The sequence below is a fragment of the Lewinella cohaerens DSM 23179 genome (assembly GCF_000379805.1).
GTDB classification, from domain to species: domain Bacteria; phylum Bacteroidota; class Bacteroidia; order Chitinophagales; family Saprospiraceae; genus Lewinella; species Lewinella cohaerens.
The window spans coordinates 14,076-37,364 of the sequence record NZ_KB903534.1; the positions used below are offsets into that span (position 1 = coordinate 14,076).

A 23,289-nucleotide genomic window follows, 5' to 3' on the forward strand; every position below is an offset into this window, starting at 1 on the left:
TTAGTCATACAGTTTGCAATTAGTCGTTAAAAATAAACGACCTGATATAGGATTTTTCAAGGGATAGTTTTTTAAAATAAGTGTACGCGCTATTTATGAAAAACTAAAACCCCATGAAAAATTCTACCTTTTTATTTTTGCTTTTAGGATTCGTTTATTTAATGCCTTTTTCTTCAACCAAGGCACAAATTGTCATTAACGAATTCATGTCCTCTAACAACGAGACGCTTTTTGATGAAGATGGAGATTCCAGTGATTGGTTAGAGATTTTTAACACCAGTGGTGAGCCTGTTTCTTTGGCAGGGTATTATTTAAGTGACGATATCGAAGATTTGTATAAGTGGTCTTTTCCCGCGATCGTCTTGTCTCCCAAAAGCTACTTGATCATCTTTTGTTCGAGCAAAAATAGATCAGGTGTTGATGTGCCTTTGCATACTAATTTCAAACTTAATGCTGAAGGCGAAGACATTCTTTTGGTAAAAGACGATGAGATTATTCAACATATCCTACCCGTCGATTTGGAGGAGGATATTGCCTTTGCCGGTTTCTTTGGCGAAAACTATACTTTCTTAAGCACATCTATTGCCAGCCCTGGTGGCCCTAATTTACTAGATCTAGAAGTAGATTTTTCACACGAAGCTGGATTTTATGAAAATGTGATTGCGCTATCCCTAAATTTTGACGAGCCCGCTTTGAGTGACTTGGAAATCAGGTATACCCTTACGGGGGATGAGCCTAGCCGTACTGATGCCTTGTTTACAAGCAGTATTTTAGTTGATGATAGCTCCGAGGAAGAAAACCTGTTAGCAAATATTCCCTGCACGCCAGATTTCGCAGACTGGGATGGCGAAAATTACTACCCGGCATGGAGTCCGCCAGAAGAAAAGGTAGCCAAAGGAAGGGTCGTCAGAGCAGCGGCCTTCTTGGCGGGGCAAAGGATCAGTTGGGTAGCTACTCATACTTATTTCGTTTTTTCTGAAGGCAGAGAAAGGTATGATTTTCCAGTGGTTTCAATTGCTTGTCCTCTTGATAGTCTTTTTTCTTTTGAAAGAGGGGTTTATGTACCTGGAGCCGCGCTGCAAGCCGATAACCTTGTATGGTCAGGTAATTATTTTAATATGGGTTCAGACTGGGAAAGAAGGTCAAATTTCGAATATTTTGATGATGGTGAAGCAGTCGTTAATCAAGCAATAGGACTAAGAATTCATGGTGGTAAGACCAGAGGTGCAGCTCAAAAGACAATGCGCCTGTACGCCCGTTCAAGTTATGGTGAAAAGAGATTCGATTACCCCTTTTTTAGCAATAAAGAACAATCCAGTTATAAACGATTATTACTTCGTACCACAATGGGGGCATGGACCAATACTATTTTAGCAGATGCCTTTACTCATCAGGCGGCTCGTGAGTTAAATCTTGATATACAGGAGTATCAACCCGTTATTGTTTTTATTAACGGAGAATATTGGGGGGTACATGAACTAAGAGAGCACTTTGATGAGCATAAAATTGCTGATGATTATGGCTTGGATAAAGATGCTATCAATATATACAACTCCTACGGTGAAGTTATTGAAGGGGAGCCAGATACAGAATTTATATACTTAAGGGATCAATATCTTGTGCAGAACGACATCACGGACCCCCAGGTTTATGACTATATTAAACAGCGGTTTGATATAGATCATCTTATCGACTATTTCTTCACAGAGATTTTTTTCAACAATCCCGATTGGCCTGGTAATAATTCAAAAATGTGGCGCTCAGACACCTACGACAATAAATTTCGTTGGTTATTCTATGATCTTGATGGGGGGATGGGACAACATCGAATTTACGATACTTTGTTGGCAGAGTTATTAGGAGGTGAAAGCGCTGGTGGGGAAGACAACTGGACAAATGCCTTGATCAGTACTTTGATAAAAAACGAGACCTTTAAAGAGCAGTTTGTCAGTCGAGCAAAATATTTGTTGAAGGAAAAATTCAATCCTGAAAGCTTATACCCTTTGGTACAGCAAATGACCGCTGAATACGAAGGCGAAATGGAGGAACATTTTAGAAGGTGGAGCAATTGGCAGTCAGCAGCGATTTGGCGAAATAATGTCTCTACGCATATTGCTAAGTTTGTCTTTTTACGAGCTTGTGAAATGGAGGCACAAATGGTTGATTATTTTGGTATCGAGCCTTTTTTGGAGTGCAATAATGAAGAGCTTTCAGATGCGCACGTTTATCCCAATCCTAGTAATGGAATAATCAATATTGTTTTGGATATAGAGAGAGAGGGATTGTATTTCTACCTGGTACACAATCAACTTGGGCAACTCATAAGGCATGAGGATATAGTACTTTCCTCTTTTGGAGGTTCCTTGGATTTATCGAGTTTACCAGCGGGGGGCTACTATTTATCCCTATTTGATGAGAGAATGAAAAAAATCACGACTAAACAGGTCGTTATACACTAGTATATGAGTAACAAAGGGAAAAGACTGGCCGATAATTACGTCAAGACGCACCTTGGTGAGTTATGGGGTGTCCATCCTGAATCATTTAGAGAATATGCTGAAGTGTATCGGTTTTTAGCTAATAGCAAAACGTTTATTGAAACACTGACCTTCTTTTTGCATAGTAATCTAGAGAAAAAATTCTGTAGATTGACCATGAAAAAAGCAACAAGCGCTTAGCTGGACTTTTGGCTAAAGCCCAACTTAGGCGATCTCACAGAAACAGATTGTTCAAGAGCCGTAGACTTATTGGGCGAACCTGAGCATTGCAAATTTCATGAAATTCAATTGACCAAATCATTGGTGATTTTCCCCACCTCCCCCTTTTTCCGAAGTATAGCTGACAGTTCTCTTACTACTATACAGTAGTTTGACGGAGATAAGCTTATTTTGTGGACACTTTGGCCTAGCGATGTGCAAGGGTGGCCCTGCTTTGGCAGGGACAGACAGCGATACCGATTTAATCGGGATCGCTGGCCGAACGAACAGTGAGCCCTGAAACGTAGCGCCCCGCCTACGGCAAGGGGAGGCCCCAATGATCCAATCCTTTTACAAATATTGTCAAGAATCATAACTTATCCGGTATGAGAACGCTTTTACTATGCTTTTTTTTGAGCGCATTTGCAACCTTTGGCTTTAGTCAGGTAGAGGCTCCTTATGGTGAGCCAGGCCAGGAAAACCTGCCACAGTGGGTACAAATGCTATACGCAGATAACGCTGATGTAGGAGCTGTATTGGCGGCTTTTAAGGCCTATTATGCGGAAAACACTTTCGTGAAAAACGGGCATACCCAATACCTGAAGCGACTGCTGCGAGAGCGGGAAACTTATGCCTTTCAGTTGACGAACCCGGAGCTGACGGCTGACGAGCGGCAAGCCATGAAAACAGCAGAGGAGCGCTATCTGGAACAGTATGAGCAGCAACAAGCAGGCCGTTCGGGCAACTGGACAAGTATAGGGCCGCATGATTGGGATCATGATGCGGGTGGACGAAGCTATGCTCCCGGTGCTGCCCATGTATATACGATAGAACAAAGTACTGTAGATGCCAACCTGATGTACGCGGGGACAGCTACCGCCGGCCTGTGGAAAAGTACCGACCGGGGAAGCTCATGGACGAATGTGACCCTGGACCAAGTGGCCAATAGTGTGTATGCCGTAGAAATAGACCCCGCAGATAATAACCGGGTGTACGCAGCTATGATGGGCAGTATTTACCGTACGACGGATGGTGGTAACAGCTGGGCACCAACAGGGAATGCCAATTTTCAGGCGCTAGACTTGTCGACAAAAGATATAAAAATAGCTCCAGGAAGTGGTGCCTTATGGGCTGCCACTAATGATGGCCTGTACCGATCTATGGATAACGGTGATACCTGGACGGAGGTGCTTTTTGGTGATTTTCAAGAGATAGAGTTCCACCCTGTGAACAGTGAAGTGATGTATGTGATTCGCCAAACGGGTAGCCGCACGGAGTTTTATCGCTCGATTGATAGTGGAGAGAACTTTATGTTGCAGGCTGGAGGCTGGCCAGTACCCAGTGGTGGTTTTGAGAATAAACGTGCAGAAATAGCGGTGAGCCCGGCGGCTCCCGACAAAGTATATGCGCTACTGACGGGACAAGTAAACGACGGCAGTGGCCTGTACGGCGTATACGTGAGTGAAGACCTCGGCACCAGCTGGACCTTTAGCTGCTGTGGTGATCAGCCAGGAGGGCCAGCATCGCTGGATAATATCAACATGATGGCTTGGGCCGATGATGGCACCGATGATGGCGGACAATACTACTACGATCTGGCACTGGCGGTATCGCCCACTAATGCTGATCAGGTATTTGTAGGAGGTGTGAATATGTGGGTGTCGAATGATGGGGGGAATACGTTTACCTGCCCGTCGAAGTGGAGTCATTCGTATAAACCGAACTATGTACACGCCGATATTCATGATATTAACTTTTATCCCAACGGCGACCTGTGGGTAGCCAATGATGGTGGTATCTTCTATTCGACGGATAGTGGAGAGAATTTTGACCGCAGTATGTATGGTATTGCCGGGTCTGATTTTTGGGGCTTTGGGCTTGGGTTCAATAACGACGAGTTGATGATTGGTGGAGCCTACCACAACGGCACTCTGGTAAAAAACGGTAATGTATACATCAACGATTGGGCTTGTATTGATGGTGGTGATGGTGTAGGCGGCGCGGTGAACCCCATTCGTGAAGACCAGGTGTATAGTAACTACAACATCAAGCGGATGCCTGCCGACCGAACAGTGGCGCCTACAACTCGAGGGTATGCTATGGAGCCATCGTGGACCTACGTGACCGGGCGGTTTAGCCAAATAGAGTTTGCCAGCGATAATTATAATGTTCATTATTTTGGTAATGGAAACGGACTGTACAAAACCGAAGACGATAACCGCAGCGTATCGCAACTCTATGATTTTGGAGAAGAAGTAGGCGATGTAGAAGTAGCCTGGACGGACCCGCAAACCATGTATGTGACGACCTTTCCTGATTATTGGGGGGCAAAGAAAATTTACAGAACGACGGATGGTGGCCTGAATTGGACCAACATAACACCAGCAGCTACCGCTAGTAGCGGCGTACCCTACGATATAGAAGTGAGCTACAACGATGCACAGATCATCTGGGCGGCGAGAATTGGACGATCAACAGATGATACCAACAAGATCTTGCGCTCGGACAATGGTGGCGAAACCTGGTACGACATCAGTGGTGCTGCCCTGGCGGGAGAGGTGCTGACGAATGTGATTACCCAGCGCGGTACGGATAACCAGTTGTATTTGGGAACAACGCGCTCGGTGTACCAGAGCCCTACGGGGTATGCAGGTTGGGAGTTGTTTGCGGATGATTTGCCAGCGAGTGCCCGTTCGCGCCAGTTGGCGATCAGCTACCGTAATGGGACGCTCTTTAATGCGACAAATCGAAGTGTGTGGAAGTCGGATTTGGCACAAATCAGTAGTGTGGAGCCACAGATAGCTGTGGACAAATACTTTTCGGGATGTAGCCGGGATACCTTCCGTTTTGCGGATCACTCGACGGCGCCTTTTGATGCAACCTTTGCCTGGGAATTTCCGGGGGCAAGCTGGGTGAGCAGTACGAGTGAGCGCAACCCGATGGTGATTTACAGTACTGCTGGTACTTACGATGTGAGCCTGACGGTAAATGGGGAAAGCCAAAACCTGGAAGCATTTATTGAAGTGGGCGACGATTGTAGCCCACAATTGCTAGCAGGGCAGGCTTTGGCATGTGCTGGCGATAATGGGCATTTCATTTCTTCGACATCGCTGGATGTTACGACGAATACAATGACGCTGATGGCATGGGTTCGGCCGGAAGGCGTGCAGGATGATTATACTGGCCTTGTTTTTAATGATGCGACCGGTGCAGGGATGAATTTGCGTGGAAACAATGAATTGGGCTACCACTGGCCAGGAGGCAGTACCCNCTGGGCGTGGAGCAGCGGCCTGCGTGTGCCGGAAGATGAATGGTCGTTTGTGGTGATGGTGATCACCCCCGAGCAAGTGACCTTTTACCTGAATGAAGAGGAGGTGACGCGTGTTTTTGACGACCCGATAGAACCTGCTTTTTGGGGTAACTTCCGGATAGGAAGCTATCAGGGATGGGGCTCACGCAACTTCCGTGGCCAGCTTGACGAAGCAGTGATCTGGAACCGGGCACTGGATAGGGACGAGATCCGCACCTGGCGGCACCTGACCAAACAGCGACAGGTGGACCCCGCGCATGAACTGTACGATGAAACATTGTTGGGGTATTACCAATTCAATGAGTTTAGCGGAGCGGTATATGATCGTGCCAACAATAACCACGGAATTTTATCAGGTATTGCAGAAAGGACACCTTCGAGTGCACCTATTGGCGACGGTAGCAGCAGTAAGCAAACGGTGAATACTGGTGGTAGTTACGCTTTTACGGCAGAGCAATTGATGCTTGATTTCCCTTCGGCAGGAAGCTATCCTGGAGAAGAAGTGGTGGTGACGAGATTGGAAAATGCACCGAGCTTATTGCCAGAAAATAGCCTGCCTACAGAACAGTATTGGATTGTAAATAACTATGGTGAAACACCATTTAGTGCACTGGAAAGCTTGGTATTTGCAGGGATTTCAGAAGTAGATGCTACCACGGCGGCAGCGCCAGAGCAGTTTATTCTGTACCAACGCTGGGCCAATGCCGACGTTACGGCGTGGGGCTCTTTTGTCGACCAGGCCGATATGGCTGATGAAGCAACCAGTGGCTTGGTATTTAGTACGGATAGTGAGATAGAGGAACTGGGTCAGTTTGCGCTGGGTGGCGACGAGACGTTGATCATAGTGGGTACGGAAGAAGCACCGTTGGCAGATGCCTGGGCACGTGTGTTTCCCAACCCAATTGGTGTGAATGGCCAATTGCGAATAGAGAGCCAGTTGGTAGGACAAAATGTGTTTCAGTTGTTCAATCAGGAAGGCCGCCTGCTACGTACTACTCGCTTTGAGGGCGGTGTATATCTACGCTTGACAAGCTTGCCAGCGGGGACGTACACTTACCGGATCGTAAATGGAGAGGAAGTGACTAGTGGGCGGTTGGTGAAGGGGTAGTGGTCTAAATTAAAATTGCGGGTTACCTATTGGTGTTTTTTTACTAATTATAGGTCGTGCTACGCTGCGCTTGCGGTAGAGCCGACGCAGCTGGCGGTAGCCGCGCTACGCGCGAGCGAAGCGAGCACAACCCACTCGCGAAGCGAGTACCCTCACGAATCCCGAGCATTCGGGATGAGTACCACCATGACCCCGGCAAAAGACCGGGAGAACACTAACCCTTACCCTTCCATCTCCCCTTCGTCAGCAAAGCTATAGAAGCCCTTTTCACTGATAATGAGATGATCGAGTAGCGGCAGGTCGAGCTGTTTGCCGGCCAGGAATAGTTTGTGAGTGAGCATACAGTCGGCCTGACTAGGTTGGAGGTTGGTGCTGGGGTGATTGTGGGCCAGAATGATGGAGGAAGCTTTGAGCGCTAGCGCGCGGCCGAAGACGAGCTTGGCATCGACGACGGTACCGGCACGGCCGCCGGAGCTGATCTTTACCCGGTGGATGATATAATTGGCCCGATTGAGGCAGAGCATCCAGCATTCTTCGTGTTCGAGGTCGGCGATCAAGGGGGCAAGGCAATGGTAAGCATCGGCGCTTTTACGCACCTGCGGACGATCACTTAATGGCGTGAGTTGGCGGCGGCGACCCAGCTCTAAGGCAGCGATGATGGTCACCGCTTTGGCTTCTCCGATGCCGGGGAACTTTAGGAGATCAGCACAGGTTTGTTTGCCCAGCAGGTGCAGGTTGTTGTCTACTGCTTTTAATATACGTTGGGCGAGGCTGAGCGCACTTTCCTGACGGCTACCGGAACCTAGCAGAATGGCTACCAACTCGGCATCACTAAGTTGTTGACGGCCTTTGAGGAGGAGCTTTTCTCGGGGGCGGTCTTCTTCTGCCCAGGCAGTAATCGCTAAAGAATTGGAGGAGTAGTTGTTGAATGTTGGAATAACGGACATGGTATAGCATTAGGTTTGCCTGCACGCTAGCTGGTCGCAGACAAAAGAGGTTGAAGGAAATAAATGCTTACCCGGAATTTAAGAGGGAGGAAGGAGACTAGAGAATAAGTCGTGTTCCGTTTCCGTGCGTTGATGTACGCGTATTTCCGACCCATCCTGGATCGGTGTTTCTCAAAGATAAAGATAAAATTAAAAACAGGTTACCTATCTTCGCTTTTATGAATAATTTTCGTTTTCAACGCGGTGAGCGGTTAAAGAGCAGAAAGGAGCTGGAACGGCTTTTTGAGCCGGGAGGCAGTGCGCTGATGCAGTACCCTTTGCGCCTGGTGTGGCGCCCTGTGGAGGAGGCACGTAGTAGTTTTCCGATACAGTTTACGGTGAGCGTTTCCAAGCGTCGCTTTAAGCATGCGGTAGACCGCAACCGAGTAAAACGCTTGGTGCGGGAAGCTTACCGTTTGCGGAAGCACGAATTATACGATGCCTTGCCTGAAGAAGGCCCTCAGCTAGCTTGGATGATCATTTTTATAGGTAAAGAATTGCCTGAATACGCCAAAGTGGATAAGGCGATGCGTAAATTGATCGCCAAGTTTATAAAACAATATTCCTTATCACAGACCAACGGTTAGGGTGAGAGAGGGGTCTTTGTTTAGTTGGACGTTGGGCAAAAGTCCGTAGAAAGATGCGGGCTGCTTCGCGCCTTTAGCGTATAGGGTAGAGGGATAACAAACCATTAGGAATTAATATCCAACTTGGGCAAGAAAATCTGATGGTGAAAATTTTTCAATAGGTTGCTACTAGCGTTATCAACTCCGAGAACCGCAGGGACGATCACCAAAGGTAAAGTCCCTCTACCTTTTACCCAAAGTGGCGATAAAATCGCCACGCATCCCTCTACGGTCTTAAAGAACTGCTATGCGGAATGCCGAAAGTGTGATACATAAACCCCCAAATTATGCGCTACCTATACCTGTTTGTTTGCTTTCTTACGGTGAGTACCCTTTCAGCTCAGCGTGTCTTACTTATTGAGAAACTCAACAGTGCTCATACGACAAAATTATACGTTGGTGATTATATTCAATACCAGCTCGTAGGGGAGAAGGATTGGTACGGTGAGCGAATCTATGACCTCCGTGATGATACCCAGGCCTTGGTTTTTCCTGATCGTTATGTGGCTATTGAGGATATTGCGATGCTGCGCCAGGGAAAACCTTGGGCACGTAACATAGGTATGATGTTGATCACTTTTGGGGTGTCTTGGTCGGGGTTTGCACTATTAGGAACAGCTACCGATGGCGATCCTGAGACAGGATACCGAAGCAGTGATGCCATTGTGACGGGGGTGGCTGCTGGCACAGGCTTGTTGTTGCCTGTTTTGTTTGGAACGAGGCGGTTGCGATTTGGCGAAGGCCACCGCTTGCGTCTGAGGATTCTTGATATTAGTTTTTAGTTAGGTTATCCCAAAGTCTAGCTTACTATTTTATCTTTGCGCTGATCAAAACCTATCAGGATGACGCTGCGCGATTTTTTCGATGCCACTTCGGCTCAACCCATTTACATTGTATTTTATTTTACCATGATTGTCTTGGTGGCACTTCTTACTGGCTGGTTGGCCAAAGGCGAAGGCGAAGACAGTCCTTGGAAATACCTTTATAGTGCGTTGTTGTACCTGGTGTGTGTGCCCGGTATTTTTGCGATAAGCCTCCAGATTTACCTCTTCCTTTTTGAACGACGGAGTATTTTTGATATGAATATTCTATTGGAAGTACTGCCAGTGATTAGTATGATCGCTACGATACTTATTGTGCGGAAAAACGTGAACATGGATCGGATTCCCGGCTTTGATAAGCTATCGGGTTTGGTGATGATGATCTGCGCTGCACTGGCTATTATGTGGTTTATTGACCGGACCAGAATTGTGGTCTTCAGCTATATGCCGTTTCAGACGGTACTCCTTATTTTTGCGGGGTTAATGCTGGTCATTCGTTTGGGATGGTCAAGAATGATTAAAGGATAGGGTTGAATTTCTTTTTGCGCAATAATAAAAAAACAGCACGAAAATAAAACACGATTTTGGCTTTCATAATAGTTGGCCAAGCGTTTCATTTTAAGCGGGTTAACTATTTGAAAGCCTTGTGAAAAATCGTGTTTTATTTTCTGCGCAATAAAAGGACTATGGACAGTAAGACACAAGAAAAGAAAAACGCGGCTCTTAAAGCTGTTGAGCAGGTGCAGTCTGGTATGACGCTGGGGCTAGGAACAGGCAGTACCGCCTATTTCGCTATCGAAGCAATTGGTGAGCAATGGCAAGCGGGCACGCTTACGGATATCCGTGCGATACCCACCTCAGAAGCTACAGCTACCCAGGCACGGAGTTATGGTATTCCGCTGGTGGAGCTGGCCGATGTTGACCGTATTGACCTCACCATTGATGGTGCCGATGAGTTTGACCCTCACCTGCGGTTAATCAAAGGTGGCGGTGGTGCTCTCTTTCGGGAAAAACTGGTGGCTTTTGCTTCAGACATTATGCTGGTGATCTCGGATGCCTCCAAAGAGGTAGAGCACTTGGGCGCGTTTCCGCTACCGGTGGAAGTATTACCAAAGGCAATCCGCTTGGTAGAGCGCGTGCTGACGGAGAAAGGTTGCCGCCCAACGCTACGAACCCAAAAGGATGGTACGCCTTACCTGACCGATAATCAGAATTATATCCTCGATTGTCAATTGGGAAAAATCGCCGATCCAGAACGGCTAGACCTGGAGTTCCACTTGGTGCCTGGTATCGTAGAGACGGGCCTTTTCTTAGGCTTGGCTACCCAGGTTATTGTTGGGCAGGGAGATGAAATTAAAGTGTTTGGATAGTAGAATAAGTCTAGTAACTACGCGGGCCTTCTACTCACCAGATAAGCATGGCTAATGGCCACTTCTTCTTCGGGCATTTGAGCATAGGGAGCCGCAAGAGGAATCTGCCGGACCTCGGCGAGATTGCCTGCACGATTTTTCTCTTCGGAATATGGGATAGCCAATTGCTGGTAAAGCTCGCGGTAAGTTTGTAGCCGCCATCTATTTTGTGGTTGGATAGGATTGTCGATCCACTGCCATTGTGTTTCCGAAAAACGAAGGAAGTTGTAGATCGTAATGCTTTTGTCCATGTGGGCAAAATGATCCGACATGTCAATGAAATGGCTCATCACGCCGCCAGGGGCTGTCAGGCTCCAAAGTTTTTCGACAATACCACCGAGTACTTGCGGATAAATGTGCTCGTAGGTATTATTGGAGGAAAGGAGAAGGATTTTTTCTTCGGGCAACTCAAGCGCACGAATATCTTTTACAATCGGGATAAAGTTCAACCGTTCGCACAGGCTGTTTAGTGGGGTGGTGAGGGTAGCTTGCTCCCGAATATCCTGGAGAGTTTGCCAACGTTCCTGATCAATAGCTCCCAGGCCAGCGAGAAAACGCTCCTGGTGGCGATCAATTTCTTCGAGGCAACGCAAGAGGGTAGCTGTAGTCAGGTGAGCAGAAATATCAACACTATAAATTTTATCGGCCCCTTTAAGAAAGTAACCAATCGGAATGATAGGATACCAGCCGGTACCCAATTCCAGGCAGGTAACGCCTTTTAATTGATCTTTTCCATTGGTGGCAGAAAAATGCTCCAAGTGATCCAGTAAATGCTGGAACTTGTTGAAAAAATGTTCCTCATGTAGATCAACACCCTTGGTGACGTACTTCTGAAAGAAAAAATTAATCCGGTTCCGAAAAGGGAGAAAAGAAATAATTTTTTGGACAATGGCCTTAAGGTACCACTTCTTCATGCTTGTTGGTTGCTATTAGAGGTCGCAAAAATAGCACCTTCTAGGAGAAATTACGTTCTTATCCTGACTTTCGGTAAAATGTCTGTAGAGAGATGTGGTCCATTCTAATCCCCTCCTTACGCCTCCGTAAGGAAAATGGGCAATACCAATTTATCCCACTGCATTACTATTTTTCCTGGTGCCAAACGGAATTCGAGGGTAGCACTGCTGGAATCTACACCAACGGGCTTGACAGGAACACGGAGGGCATCCTGAGCTGCATCATATTCGTAAGCCCCCCACTGATCAACAACTTTATTGAAAATGACTTGCCATTCTTTTTCGGCAGGAATTGTAAAAAGACTGTAGGTACCAGCGGCCAGGATATCTTCTCCGACTAGAATGGATTCGTCGAATGTAATACGCGTCGCTTCGTTGGCACCTGTCCGCCAAACTTCTCCGTAAGGGACGAGTGAGCCCCAAATAGCCCGCCCTTTGGTAGAGGGGCTGCCGTAATCGATAGTGATATCCACGCCATTGAGTTCTCCTTTCAATTCTTTGCGAGGGCTAGCCAATTCTGCTTCTGTAACAGTGACAGTAAACTCAGGCTGAGGTGCACTAAAAGCCAGTGGTTCTTTTTCCTCCGGAGCTGTCGGGGGTGCTGGTGGGGAATCGCAAGAAATGAGTAGCAGAGAAATAAGAACCAATGAAGTGAAAAGGGAAAGAACGGTCTTCATAGAAAAATGATTGCGTGAATTTTTTACATCAATTAACATCCAATAATCTGAACGTTATCGTATATCAATTGGTTGCCCGGAAATAATAAAATACTAATTGCAGGGTAGTCAATTGATTATGATAAAAAAAATATGAGCTAAGACCAACTAAAGAGATGGTTTTGCAAGGCAATTTTAGTAGTTTTACGCTACATCCCTTAACTACCTACCTGTGGCATGCGCACTTACTTACTGCGTTATGCATGTATCCTTAGTAACATCTACTGGTCTGTTGGATTTTTTGTTGCACCGAGTGATTGGTGACTAGCGTTCGTTTTGATAGTAAAGCTCAGAAGTAAGGGTTACTTCCTGAACTTTCTGTCGTCTACAAGCCAGTAAAATTTATACACTATGAACAAGACGACTACACAGGTCTTCAGTCTTACTACACTAGCTTTTTTGTTTCCTCTTTGGCTATCCGCCCAAATGATTTGGCCAGGTGATATCAATAATAATGGTATTGTCAACGGCATGGATTACCTCTATTGGGGGGTAGTTAATCAGAATAATGGACCTGCACGCCCCGATGCTACTACCGAATGGGAAGAACAACCTATGGGTGCTGCCTGGAGCAACCAGTTTCCCATAGGAGGAATGAATCACGCTTATGCTGATGTCAATGGTGATGGGCAGATTACTGCGGCGGATGCAGATGCATTGGGTAGTAATTTTAATCGTAATCACGGTACACTTATACCTGATGCTTTTCAAACAGGACCACTTTCCAACCAAGAGCCTGCTATATCTTTTGAGCGACTATCTGAGGAGGAAGTCGCCTCAGATGAAGCGGGTGGAGTCATTTTAGTACTTGCTCCAGAACAGCCTTTTAGTGCTTTTTATGGCATCACTTTTACCCTAAATTACCACCCAGGGATACTGGCTACTGATGATGGTGTGCTCATAGGCCTAATTGCCGATACCTTTTTTAATCCAGACAATAGTGATGTAGCTGCGTTTGTGAATAATAATTCCGCTACAGGAAAAGCGGTCATTACCCTTGTTCGTACCGACCAAAATAATGTAGACGGTGGCGGAAAGGTCGCTCGAATTCTGTTGAATTTTGCAGACCTTACTGTCCCCGGTACACCAGATCAGCTAAATTTTACGATCAGTGATGTACTGGCTATTGATCATGATATGAATATGATCATGATGCAGCCGGGAAGCTTTAGCTTTTCTACCCAGGGAGTTACTGCTGGTTGCCCCAACACGGTAAGCCCGGTTTGTGGCAGTGATGGTCAAACTTATTTGAACTCTTGTTATGCAGAAGCAGCGGGTGTTTTTGATTACACTCCCGGTGCTTGCTTTGATGATAGTTGTATTGATCCGACACAGATTAACCCAGATGCCGTTTGCCCGGCAGTGTACGAGCCTGTTTGTGGTTGTAATGATATTACTTACCCCAACGAATGTGCTGCGGATGCAGCTGGTGTACAAAGCACTACCCCTGGGCCATGTGCACCTAGTAGTTGTTATGACCCTCAATATATCGTTGCCAGTCAGGCGACAACCTTGAACACTACGACCGGTGTGATTACGGCCAACTGCCCCACTGCGGGGATTCCTGTGTGTGGTTGTAATGGTGTTACTTATGCCAATGCCTGCCTTGCGGAAGCTTCAGGGATTACGGTATACACCCAGGGAAGTTGCGAAAGTGCCTGTGTTGATCCTTCTCAGATGGACTTGAATGCGGTTTGCCCAACGGTATACGACCCCGTTTGTGGTTGTAATGATGTTACTTATTCTAATGCCTGTATTGCGGATGCAGCTGGGGTAACCAGCTACACCAATGGCCCGTGTAATGGTGGGTCAGCCTGGTGTAGTGAGGCTATACCGGTGCAATGTGGTGACTTCCTTCCTTACGAAACGACCGTAGGTGCAGGTAACAATATCCTCCAATACCCAGGATGTACCAGTACTTCTTTTTACGGCCCGGATCGTGTTTATGTGATCAACAAACAATCGGCAGGTGATCTCCAGATTGGTTTGGAAATCCTGACGCCGGGAATGGATCTTGATCTTTTCCTATTGGCTGACAACTGTAGCCAACTGACTTGTTTGGCAAAAAGTACAACAAGTAATACCAATACAAATAACGAAGGAATTATCCTTGAAGATGCGCCTATTGGCACTTACTACATCGTTGTAGATGGCCAGTACGCACAGTCAGAAGGAACTTTCCGCTTGGAGGTAAGCTGTGGCTATCTTTTCTGCGGAAACTCCGTGCCTCTTCAGTGTGGCCAGCCCTACCAGGGGACCAACCTTAATGGGCATGATGACGTATCTCTTTATACTTGTGGCAATGTGCTCAATGTAGAAAACAACGGACCGGAGATCGTTCATACCTTTACTACGACGCAGGCAGGGCCGGTAAGCATTAGCTTGACAGGGCTTTCTGCTAACCTGGAACTCTTCTTGCTCCGTTCTTGTGATCGCGGTGACTGTATGGAATACAGCCAAAATTCGGGAAACAATAGTGAATATATCAACGAATACCTCCCCGCAGGCACCTACTATGTGGTCGTTGATGGCTACAACGGTGCAGTGAGCGATTACACCTTGCTGGTAGACTGTAGCAGTAGCAGCAGCTGTAATTTTAACTTTACAGATCTTTCCGCTACCTCCAGCGGCTGTGGCCAAAACAGTGGCTCTATTCACATCGCTTCCAGTGGAGGTACCCCAAATTATCTGGTGACTTACAGCGGGCCCCTCAGCGGCAGTTTTACGACGAGTAGCAATTCTTGCACGATCTACTACCTGCCTCCGGGCACTTATACCATTACGAAGACAGATGCCCAGGGATGTAGCATAAGCGGCACTGTCACCATTCTAGGCGGTGGCAATCTATCGGCAACGCTAACGCCTAATGATGCCGTTTGTATGGATCAGGGTTCTATCGGTGTCTATGTCAGCAACGGCCAGGCTCCTTATCAGGTTTATATTACCGGGCCTACTTCTGGTAACGTCACTTCCAATAGCAATAATTTTACCATCAATAACCTGGATGCAGGAACCTACACCATCCATATCACGGATGCCCTGGGGTGCTCAATTTCTCAGCAGGTAACCATCGACCATACCAGCGGTAATTTTATTTGGAACTATACCGTTACGCCAGCAGCGTGTGGCGGCTATGGAGCTATTCATGTAGATACTTACAATGGGGAGGCACCTTACAATATTCTCGTCAGTGGGCCGATTAGCGGTAGCGCAACAGTATATGCCAACAGCTTCAACCTCATCAATCTACCTGGAGGAACTTATCAAGTGACGGTGGAAGACAACAATTGGTGTTCTTACACCCGTACCATCGTAATTCCTAATGGTAACCTTACAGTAGACGCCAACCCCAATTCCGGTGTCTGTGGGCAGGAAGGAAGCATTACGGTCGACGTAGATAACGGTAGCCCTGCATATACGATTAGTTGGACGGGGCCCGAAAATGGTTCTACCATCACCAATAGTGCTACTTACGTTATTCCTAACCTTACGGCAGGTACTTATACCATCAATGTCGTAGATAGTAATGGTTGTAGCGATTCACAATTAGTAACACTTTCAAATAGTGAAGGTGGCGGACTAACCTTTAATGTTATTCCATTGCCGGGCAGCTGTAGCCAAAATGGTGCCTTATGGATTGATATTTATAACGGATCTCCTCTTTACACCATCAGTTATACAGGCCCACAAAATGGCGTTCTGACGACTAGCAATGATGGCCTTGATATCCCTAACCTGCCTTGTGGTACCTACACCCTCGTTATCACAGATATGAATGGTTGTAGTGGGATACAAACCGTAGAGTTAGGTGGTTGTGAAGAAATTGACCTCGACCTGACGCCGCAGAATGGTATTTGCGGGCAACCAGGCTCTCTCTTGGTCACCCTCAATGGCGGTTCTCCGGTATATACGGTCACTTGGACAGGCCCCGTAAGTGGTACCACTACCACTGCTACCAATATTCTCAACATACCAGGGTTACCGGCAGGCACCTATACCGTGCAAGTAGTGGATGCCAATGGTTGTACCGATTACGCAGTAGCACAGGTGAGTACGGCAGAGTCTAATTTGGTAATTAATACCAGTGTTACAGAAGCGCAGTGTGGTACAGAAGGTGCTATTTTTGTGAACCTTGCTGGTGGTGTTCCTCCTTATCAGTTGAGTTGGAGTGGCCCGGAAACGGGTTCCCAGATTTTTAGCACCAATTTTACTACAATTGGTGACTTGACCGCAGGAAACTATACCCTCTATGTAACAGATGGTAATGGCTGTTCTGCATCGACGACAGAAGAAATTCTCAACGTAGGCAGTGACTTGGATATTAGCCTTTTAGGCAACGATGGTATCTGTTCTCAGTTTGGAAATATTGGTGTTTACATTGCCAATGGTACTGCACCTTATCAGGTGAGTTGGAGCGGGCCGGTTAGCGGTTCTGGCGTTTCACCAACGACGGTTTATCAAATCCCGAATACACCTGCGGGCACTTACAATGTAGTTGTTACAGATGCCAATGGTTGTTCTACTTCTGGCACAGTGCAGGTGATGGTGCAGAATACACTATTAGCAAATTTGCAAATTTACAATGGCATTTGTGGTAGTAATGGCAGTATTCTGGTCAACGTGACGCAAGGTAACCCGAGTTATACCATCACCTGGTCTGGCCCAGAAAGCGGATCAATTGTAGTAGCGGGTAACCAATATGCTATTACAGGCTTGCCTTCAGGCACCTACACGGTGGTGATTACCGACAGCAACGGTTGTTCGCGCACTCTGACAGGGACCGTGACCAATACCAATGGTGGCCTTGAAGTAAATACTGCACTGATCTATAATATTTGTGGACAGTACAATACCATTTGGACTGATATTATCGGGGGCACCCCTCCGTATACGGTCACTTGGCAAGGGACAGAGAACGGCTCTGGTATGACTAATACCCAAGGTTTCGAAATCATGGACCTACCTCCGGGTACCTACAAAGTGATTGTCGTAGATGTCAACGGCTGTATGGATATGGAGCAGGATATTATCATTTACCCTGCGCCGATGGACCTCTTTACGGTCACGCCTAATGACGGTATTTGTGGTGAAACAGGCAGCATTCAAGTGGATATAGATGGCGGTACAGCACCTTATGTGCTTAACTACAATGGCCCCGTGAGTGGCACCCAAAACTATAATAGTTCAGGTGTTAGTGTGTTGAATAACCTCCCTGGCGGTACTTATACCTTTACGCTAACGGATGCCAATGGCTGTACCCAAACCCAAACCGTGGTCTTGGATACAGGTACACCCGTACAGATAATAACGGCACTGATCTACAACGAATGTGGTCAGTACAACACCATATGGGTAGATATCATAGGAGGTACTCCTCCCTATACAGTCACCTGGATAGGCCCTGAAAGTGGCTCGGGTACAACGACGACGCAAGGTTTTGAGATCGAAGACTTGCCTCCGGGCTCTTACAAAGTAATTGTTGTAGATGCCAACGGCTGTATGGTGATGCAGCCGGATATCATCGTTTATCCTGCTCCGGTTGATATATTCACCGTTACTGCTGACCCTGGTCTTTGTGGAGACGATGGAAAAATTAATATCAATGTTACAGGTGGTACAGGCCCTTATACCCTTACCTACACCGGCCCGCTTTCTGGGACGATCAATGTGGTTATGGGGCTTCAGGTGCTTACGGATGTACCCAATGGCACTTATACACTGACGCTGACGGATGCGAATGGCTGTACCGAGACCGAGACAGTCACCGTAATCAACACGGGGACTCCGGTAGAAATTGTTACGGCCTTGATCTACAATGAATGTGGTCAATACAATACCATCTGGGTAGATATCATAGGAGGTACTCCTCCCTATACAGTCACCTGGATAGGCCCTGGAAATGGTTCTGGTACAACCACTACGCAAGGTTTTGAAATAGAGGATCTACCTCCGGGCTCTTACAAGGTAATTGTTGTAGATGCCAACGGCTGTATGGACATGGAGCAGGACATCATCGTTTATCCAGCCCCTGTAAACCTCTTCTCTGCAACCTCGATCAGTGGAATATGTAGCGGCCCAGGTAGTATTATTGTTGATATATTAGAAGGTACACCGGTGTTTAACCTCAGTTGGACAGGCCCTGAAAATGGCTCGACTACTTTCTCGGGTAATACTTTCACAATCGAAAACCTTCCTGCTGGCACCTACACGCTTACGCTCACAGACATGAATGGCTGTACGGAAACAGAAGTTGTTATTGTCAGTACGGGAGAAGATGATGTAGACCTTACAGCGAGCGGCAACAACGGTAACTGTATCACCAATGGATCAATCACCGCGCAGGCAGCTGGTGGTGATGGAACTTATTTGCTGACCTGGACGGGGCCAGAAAGTGGTAGTGCCAACATAGGTAACACGCCTTTCCAAATTTCCGATCTACCTGCCGGTACGTATACCCTTTCGGTCAACGATGGCAATGGTTGTGATGATGTAGAAAGCGTGACGCTGTCGACACCGGAAGATGACCTGCAAGTCAATCTTACACCTACCCCCGGTGATTGTGATAGCGATGGACAGATTGCTGTAACCATTGTGGGCGGCACACCTGGCTACACCGTTAGCTGGTCAGGCCCAAGCAGTGGAAGTGCAAATATCGCAGGACAGTTTTTGGTGATTCCTAACCTTCCAGCAGGTGCTTACAATGTGACGGTAGTGAGCAATGATGGTTGTTCTGAAACAACAAGCACTGTACTCACGAACCCAGGAGGAGCGCTAACCATAGCAGCGAGCCCAATCGCTGGTGTTTGTGGACAAACGGGGTATATCTTCCTGAATATCTTTGGCGGTAACGCTCCTTATCAGGTTTCATGGACGGGACCTAGCTCTGGAACGCTCACGGCTAATAGCGCAAACGTACAAATACCAGGGCTGTTGCCAGGTGGTTATACCATCACGGTTGTCAGCGGTAACTGTAATGGTGCAGTCAGTAGTATTTTGCCTGCTTCTGCGCCTGATCTGGAAGTGACGGCGACCTCCACAGCTGCAATTTGTGGAGCTGGTGGTAGTATTAATGTAAGCCTTGCCAACTTTGTGGGAAGTACGACCATCAACTGGTCTGGCCCGCAGAGTGGTAACCAAGTCATTAACGGAGGTTCTTTGGTGATTCCTAACCTTCCTAATGGCAGCTACACCATCACCGCTAATAATGGCAGTTGTTCAGACATCACCCAGGTGACGGTCAATAACTCCAATAGCAATATTGTGGTTTACGCCACACCTGTACACGCGGTTTGTAACCAGAATGGTAGCATCAACGTCGGATTTTCTGGCGGACAAGCGCCTTACACTGTTAGCTGGACAGGCCCAAGCAGTGGTAGTACGACAACAAGCAGTACCGGTTTCCAGATTCCAAACCTCAACCCTGGTACTTATACGGTCACGGTGAGCAGCGGCAACTGTAATGGTAGTGCTACAACGACTATTAATAATACAAGTAATAACATCAGTATTACAGCGGCCCCTCAAAATGGCACCTGTCTGTCTGATCCTGGTTTTGTACTGACCTTCAGTGGCGGTACAGCGCCATATATACTTACCTGGCAAGGGCCTGAAAATGGTTTTACCAATGTTAATGCTACGACTTACACCTTGAGCGATGTGCCAACAGGCTTGTACAGCTTCATGCTTACAGATGCCAATGGCTGTACAATTTCTACGATTGCAACGGTAGGAAGTAATAACATTGACCTTAGCCTTACAGCCCAAAACGGAATCTGTGGTGATAACACCGCTATTTTTGTCGACATATCGAACGGCACGGGGCCTTACCAGATTAGTTGGGTAGGTGAAGTGGAAGGTTTTGCGACGTCTAACAGTCCTAACTATACCATCTCTAATTTGCCAGGTAGCCCTTATATCGTTACGGTGCAGGATGCCAATGGTTGTATTACTTCTGGTAATATCACTGTGGTAAGTGGTCCGACGGATTTTGAAGTCGTTCACACTGTCAGCAATAATGGTTGTGGTGCTCTGAACAACATCTGGATGGACTTCTTCAACGGAGAAGGACCTTATACCATTGAATGGATAGGCCCAAGCAGCGGTACAGATACCACACCACATGATTATTACGATATTCAAAACGCGCCTACAGGTATCTACATCATTATCATCACAGATGCTAATGGTTGTGTGGATGTGCAGCAGGTAGAGGTTTATAATATTTTGAATACACTTGATGTGTCAGTCGTTCCACATGATGGTTCTTGTGGAGAACTGGCCACCATTGATGTATATGTCGAAGGGGGAGAACCCTGGTATACCATCGCTTGGTACCTTGACCAATCTCCAGAAGGAGAGATCGACATCAACTCTAATCACTATACGATTGATGGCTTGGAAGCAGGCACCTACTACGTACGAGTGACGGATGACAATGGTTGTGAACGTACTGCTACCGTTTCTGTGGAAACACCGGCAAACCTCCTACAGCTGGAAACATCAGTCGTAGGCCCGGGTTGTACCAGCTTAGGTTCTATTGGCTTGATCATGGGAGGAGGAAATGCTCCTTATACGATAGATTGGAGCGGCCAGCAAAATGGCACCGCTGTTTCTAATACCAATAGTTATCTACTGAGTGCCCTCAACGGCGGTGATTATCAGGTGACGGTAACGGATGCCAATGGTTGTACAAATACCTTGGATATTACGGTGCCTGGAACAACAACAGGCAGCCTGGTAGCCGGGTTTGATTACGAAGTTGATGGATTGAATGTCAGCTTTACCAATATGTCCAGCAATGGATTTTACAGCTGGACGTTTGGTGATGGAAATGTTGACGGTGTTCGTCACCCTGATCATTCTTATACCAACTCTGGTACGTATGAGGTATGTCTGACGGTGAGCGGTAATTGCGGTTCAGCTACGCACTGTGAAACGATTACGATAACCGCTCAGAGCAATCTGGCAATTTTGGATATCGGCGAATCAGAAGGTGGTCCCAATGCAACAATACAGGTGCCAGTGACAATTGAAAACGTTCAAAACATTATCTCTCTTGCGGGTAGCATTGAAGTGATGAACGAATCAGTTGCTGTCATTACTGGCGTGACCAATAGTATCATTGCTCCTCAATACAATGTGTCTAATAATACCTTTAGCTATTTCAATAATACTGGCGATGGCCTTGATGTAAATAGCGGAGATGTACTGTTTTATCTCAATGTATTGCTTGTCGGTGATATAGGGGAATCAACCGTTATCAAGTTTGTACAAACGCCACTACCGATTGAAGTAGGAGTAGTGACTGATGGCGCACCGATGGTCGTTCCTTACACTTTGTCGATGGGATCAGCAACGATCACAGCGATGGCTGCATTGAATGGTCATATCTCGACTTATTGGGGCGACGGTATTATAAATACCGATGTGACCATTACCGGCCCAGGTATGGAAGAAACCATGACTACAGGGGAAAGTGGCAGTTACAATTTGCCGAACCTGAATCCAGGAATGGAATACACCGTAAGTGCACAAAAAGACCTGGAGCATAGCAACGGACTTTCAACTTATGCACTGTTCATAGGCCAGCGTTTTCTTTTGGGAATGAATCCGCCACAGATCACATCTCCTTACCAGGTAATTGCTGGTGATGCTAACTGTAATGATGCCTTCACTACACTTGACCTCTTCCTCATCCAACGTCTGATTATCGGCGCGCAGGAGGAATTTGATAACTGCCCGTCATGGGTGTTTGTCACCGAAGGGCAGCAGATGCCTACCGACTTTGATGCTTACAATGTATTCCCATACGCTTCTACCAGTACGATGATGCTTATGGAACCGGAAACGGCCAACTTTGTAGGGGTGAAAGTGGGAGATATCCTTGGTCAGGCCAATCCGGATAACTTCGGAGGACTTGATGATGATCGTACCACAGGGCAGTTACCATTTACGGCAGAAAACCTTTCGGTAGCTGCTGGTGAAGAAGTAACGCTTTACTTCCGTAGTGCTGAATTTGCAGATATTGTAAGTTATCAGTTTGGCTTGCAGTTCCCGGTTGGGGAGGTCGAGTACCTGGAGTTTTTCCCTGCTGAAGAGCAGCCATTCCAGACAGTGGTGATTGGTGATGATGGTGCCGATGAAGGCAAGTTGCGCCTTAGCTGGTTCAGTCTTGATGGGCAAGGCCATAGCTCCAGCGCTGATCAAGCCCTGTTTGCAATCAAATTCCGCGCTTTGACGGATATTGAAGATTGGAATACTGTTCTGCGTCTTGATCCCGGATCAATGCTGCCAGAGGCTTACAATAACAATGACGAAGCACTGGACCCAGAGGTCAATTTTGGAGAAGTTGTAACAGGTACCGATGCACCGACGGAAAGCAAATTCCGCCTGGATCAGAATACACCGAACCCATTCAATGGCGCTACGGTGATTAACTTCCGTTTGCCAGTAGCTTCTGATGTCGCCTTTGTGATTCACGATGCCTTTGGCAAAGAGGTTTACCGTGAACTAAACAGTTACGGTGCAGGTGAAAACCGTTTACTATTGAATCAATTGAACCTACCAGCTGGTGTGTACTATTATACACTGAGGGCAGGTGCAGACATGGCTACCCGGACGATGGTAGTTGTGAAATAAGATTTGTTTGTTATATGAAAGTAATC

Annotated in this window: 10 protein-coding genes; 7 read left to right on the forward strand and 3 right to left on the reverse strand. The window is 46.9% G+C overall.

The window, feature by feature from the left end; genetic code table 11:
* Nucleotides 1-113 precede the first annotated feature (113 nt).
* Complete coding sequence (locus A3EU_RS0104845; protein WP_020535000.1) at nt 114-2,459, forward strand: CotH kinase family protein; 2,346 nt, start codon at nt 114-116, stop codon at nt 2,457-2,459.
* A 3,176-nt stretch (nt 2,460-5,635) separates the two neighbouring features.
* Nucleotides 5,636-7,114 (forward strand): LamG-like jellyroll fold domain-containing protein, encoded by a 1,479-nt coding sequence (locus A3EU_RS35455; RefSeq protein WP_425412650.1) that lies wholly within the window; start codon nt 5,636-5,638, stop codon nt 7,112-7,114.
* A gap of 221 nt (nt 7,115-7,335) precedes the next feature.
* Here the strand turns inward: A3EU_RS35455 and radC are convergent, their stop codons facing one another.
* Entirely contained in the window at nt 7,336-8,061 is a 726-nt protein-coding gene (gene radC, locus A3EU_RS0104860; RefSeq protein WP_020535003.1) for a RadC family protein, read from the reverse strand.
* 218 nt (nt 8,062-8,279) lie between these two features.
* Between radC and rnpA the strand changes: the two genes are divergently transcribed.
* The 4 genes from rnpA to rpiA all read left to right on the forward strand — a co-directional run bounded on the left by rnpA (nt 8,280) and on the right by rpiA (nt 10,917).
* The gene (gene rnpA / locus A3EU_RS0104865) at nt 8,280-8,687 is read left to right on the forward strand and encodes a ribonuclease P protein component (RefSeq protein ID WP_020535004.1); all 408 of its coding nucleotides are present in this window, start codon (nt 8,280-8,282) and stop codon (nt 8,685-8,687) included.
* 326 nt (nt 8,688-9,013) lie between these two features.
* Nucleotides 9,014-9,508, forward strand: coding sequence for a hypothetical protein (locus A3EU_RS0104870; RefSeq protein WP_020535005.1), 495 nt, complete (start codon nt 9,014-9,016; stop codon nt 9,506-9,508).
* Between the two features lie 60 nt (nt 9,509-9,568).
* Nucleotides 9,569-10,075 carry a hypothetical protein gene (locus tag A3EU_RS0104875; RefSeq protein WP_020535006.1) on the forward strand — a complete coding sequence of 169 codons (507 nt, stop codon included), beginning with the start codon at nt 9,569-9,571 and terminating at the stop codon, nt 10,073-10,075.
* A gap of 158 nt (nt 10,076-10,233) precedes the next feature.
* On the forward strand, nt 10,234-10,917 hold the full coding sequence (gene rpiA, locus A3EU_RS0104880) for a ribose-5-phosphate isomerase RpiA (RefSeq protein WP_020535007.1): 684 nt from the start codon (nt 10,234-10,236) through the stop codon (nt 10,915-10,917).
* 17 nt (nt 10,918-10,934) lie between these two features.
* Here rpiA and A3EU_RS0104885 read toward each other — a convergent pair whose 3' ends face one another.
* Nucleotides 10,935-11,870, reverse strand: coding sequence for a hypothetical protein (locus A3EU_RS0104885; RefSeq protein ID WP_020535008.1), 936 nt, complete (start codon nt 11,868-11,870; stop codon nt 10,935-10,937).
* A 116-nt stretch (nt 11,871-11,986) separates the two neighbouring features.
* Nucleotides 11,987-12,586, reverse strand: coding sequence for a DUF2911 domain-containing protein (locus tag A3EU_RS0104890; RefSeq protein WP_020535009.1), 600 nt, complete (start codon nt 12,584-12,586; stop codon nt 11,987-11,989).
* A 390-nt stretch (nt 12,587-12,976) separates the two neighbouring features.
* On the opposite strand from A3EU_RS0104890, the gene A3EU_RS0104895 reads away from it, so the two are divergent.
* A complete protein-coding gene (locus tag A3EU_RS0104895; protein WP_020535010.1) occupies nt 12,977-23,263 on the forward strand; it encodes a Kazal-type serine protease inhibitor domain-containing protein in 10,287 nt (3,428 codons plus the stop codon).
* Nucleotides 23,264-23,289: the final 26 nt, after the last annotated feature.